Source organism: Angustibacter speluncae, from assembly GCF_054777815.1.
Genome location: NZ_BAAHAF010000185.1, coordinates 1 through 2,660, shown reverse-complemented (window position 1 = coordinate 2,660; position 2,660 = coordinate 1). Strand labels below are relative to the sequence as shown.

The 2,660-nt window shown below is 75.5% G+C and carries 4 protein-coding genes; all 4 read right to left on the bottom strand.

What is annotated here, in order from left to right; genetic code table 11:
- Positions 1–70: 70 nt before the first annotated feature.
- On the bottom strand, positions 71–580 hold the full coding sequence (locus tag ACYVKY_RS20310; RefSeq protein ID WP_460436801.1) for a S24/S26 family peptidase: 510 nt from the start codon (positions 578–580) through the stop codon (positions 71–73).
- Positions 581–668: 88 nt separating this feature from the next.
- Complete coding sequence (locus ACYVKY_RS20305; RefSeq protein WP_460436800.1) at positions 669–1,358, bottom strand: SipW-dependent-type signal peptide-containing protein; 690 nt, start codon at positions 1,356–1,358, stop codon at positions 669–671.
- A 124-nt stretch (positions 1,359–1,482) separates the two neighbouring features.
- Positions 1,483–2,145: a response regulator transcription factor gene (locus tag ACYVKY_RS20300; RefSeq protein ID WP_460436799.1), complete on the bottom strand. Its 663-nt coding sequence runs from the start codon at positions 2,143–2,145 to the stop codon at positions 1,483–1,485.
- Positions 2,142–2,660 (bottom strand): hypothetical protein (locus ACYVKY_RS20295; protein WP_460436798.1); only part of this gene is annotated, 519 nt, incomplete at its 5' end. The genes ACYVKY_RS20295 and ACYVKY_RS20300, both read right to left, overlap by 4 nt.

Genomic DNA, 2,660 nt, shown 5'->3' with positions numbered 1-2,660 from the left:
CCCACCGCGCCGAGCGCGACGACGCCGAGCACGCCGGCCCAGCTCGCGAGCCGACTGCGACCGCGCTGGCTCATGCCGGGACCGCCGCGAGGGCCGGGCGGGCGCGGGGCCCGCGGGGCCGCACCAGGCTCAGGCCGACGAGCGCGAGCAGCACGCCGATGCCGGCGGGCGTCGACGCCGACTGCACCAGGTACCCGACGTGGGGCACGGCGAAGCGCGCGACGCCGACGACGGCCTCGGCGGCCAGCGGGGAGGGGTCGGCGTCCTCGTTGGCGTCGCCGCGGGTGACCAGGACGGGGGTGCCGTCGGCGTCGTGCAGGACCGAGGCGATGCGGTGCGTGGTGAGCCCGCCGGTGCCGTCGCGGAAGGTGACGACGTCGTCCTCGGCGAGCTCGCGGGTCGGGGCGCCGACCAGCACGACGGCGCCCGGGTCGACGGTCGGGCTCATCGAGCCCGACGTCACCACGAGCGGGTCGAGCCCGAACGCCCTCGGCAGCAGCATCGTGGCGGCGAGCAGCAGCACGACCAGGCACAGCAGGGTGGTCGCCAGGGCTCGGGTGGTGCGCAGCACGGTGTTCATCGGGTCCGTCCGTCGAGGCGTCGTGGTCGGGGATCTGCGGGAAGGGGTGGGCCGGTGGGCGTCCCCGGGACGCCCACCGGCCCTCGGATCAGCCCAGGTTGCCGGTGGGCGCGTGGCCCTTCTGGGTGACCGCGAAGTCGAGGTCGAACGAGTACGAGTCGGTCATGATCACGTTCTCGGTGCCGGCGGTGCCGCTCTCCGGGACGGTGAACGTGACCACGAGGCTGTGCTCGTCCTTGCCCGCGAAGTCGCTGTCGAGCAGCGTGGGCAGCGCCTCGGCGAACGAGGCGAGCGAGCCCTCGTGCAGCGTCTTGTAGCCGTCGAGACGCACCTTCGCCTGGACGGTCTCGCCGATGTCGCCGCTCTGGTCGGCGTCGCCGGCGGCGGCCTCGGGCTCGGTCAGGCCGTTCTCGAGGTCGACGTGCTGGTCGACGTCCATGTACAGCTCACCCGCGCAGCTGCCGGCGTTGCGGACGTTCAGCTGCACCGAGTAGGCGTCGCCCGGCTGCAGGTTCGCCAGGGTGAACGCACCGTCGGTGCCGTTGAGGAAGCCGTCGGCGTTGGTCTTGGTGGCCGACGCCTGGCTGCTCGGCGCCTGCGACACGGCCTTGAGGTTGCTCGAGCGCCAGGTGAGGTCGAAGTCGCATGCCTCGATCTGGTTGCCGGTGCTCTTCTCGAGGTCGTAGAAGTACGCGGACGTGCCGCCGGTGAGGACGACGCTGGCCGCGACGGCGGCGACGCCGACACCGCCGGCAGCGAGCTTGAACCTGTTGCGCACGGGAGTTCCTCCTGGGTGTGGTCCGGGAGCAATTCCCGGTCGTGGCACCAGGGTGGTCGGCCGAACGGCCGACCCTCATCGTCACAATTGATGAACTCCGTTCGCGGCGAGGCCTTCTCGACCTTCACCCCGCGCGGTCGGTGCGCCAGCCCGCGCGGCGGGCGCGGGCGACGGCCTGCAGCTGCGACGAGACTCCGAGCTTGGTGAGCACGCCCCGCACCTGCGAGCGCACGGTGGCGACGGACACCACGGCGTCCGAGGCGATCTCGGCGACGTCGCGGCCGTCGACCAGGTTCGCCAGGACCTCGCGCTCCCGACCGGTGAGCCGCTCGAAGTCGGCCAGCTGCTGCCGCTCCTCGGCCCGGGCGCGCCGGCTCGCACCGACCCAGGTGGGGTCGGCCCAGCGCGTCGGCAGCGCCTCGCCGGCGGCCGCGCAGCGCACCGCCTCGACGATGTCGGTCACGGGGGCGCTCTTCGGCACGGCGCCGAGGCACCCCGCCAGCAGCGCGTCGCCGAGCAGCCGCACGTCGGTCTCGCCGGTGAGCACCACCACCGCGCCGGCCCACGGCCGCAGCTCGGGCAGCAGGTCGAGGCCCCAGCGCCCCTCCCCGAGCGCCAGGTCGAGCAGGGCCACGTCGACGTCGTGCGGCGGAGGCCGCAGCGGTGCGACGGGGTCGACGGCGACGACGTCGAGGCCGTGGGCGCCGAGCGCGAGCGCGAGGCTCTGCACGAGCAGGGCGTGGTCGTCGACGAGCGCGACCCGGACCCCGGTGGCCGAGCCGGTCACGCGACCCCGGCGCGGTCGCCGACCCCGCGCCGCGGGGCGGGCAGCGGGCTCGCAGGGACGGCGTCCGGCGCCAGCAGGGTGCTGATGCGCCGCAGCTCGGAGACGACGCCGTCGACGAGCTCGCGCCGGGTGTCGTCGTCGAGCCGCTCGGCGGACTCGAGCAGCGCGGTGTTGGCGAGCGCGACGGCCGCGAGCGCACCGCGGGCCTCGTGCCGGCGCGCGGAGTCGGCGGAGTGGTGCACCCGCAGCCCGTCGAGCCGGGCCAGCAGCACGCGCTCGCGGCCGCGGGTGCGCGACACAGCGGCGGCCGAGCGGACGACCGCGAGGTGCAGGGCGAGGGCGGCCGCGACGGCCTGGGCAGGCACCACCAGCAGGGCGAGGAGCACCGCCGCCGGACCCCAGCCCGACGTGGCCACCGCCTCGTGCAGCAGCACCGGCGCCGCGGAGGCGGGCAGCAGCACCGCCAGCGCGCGCCGCACGTCCGGGTCGAGCTCACGGCACGCGAGCGGCGCGCC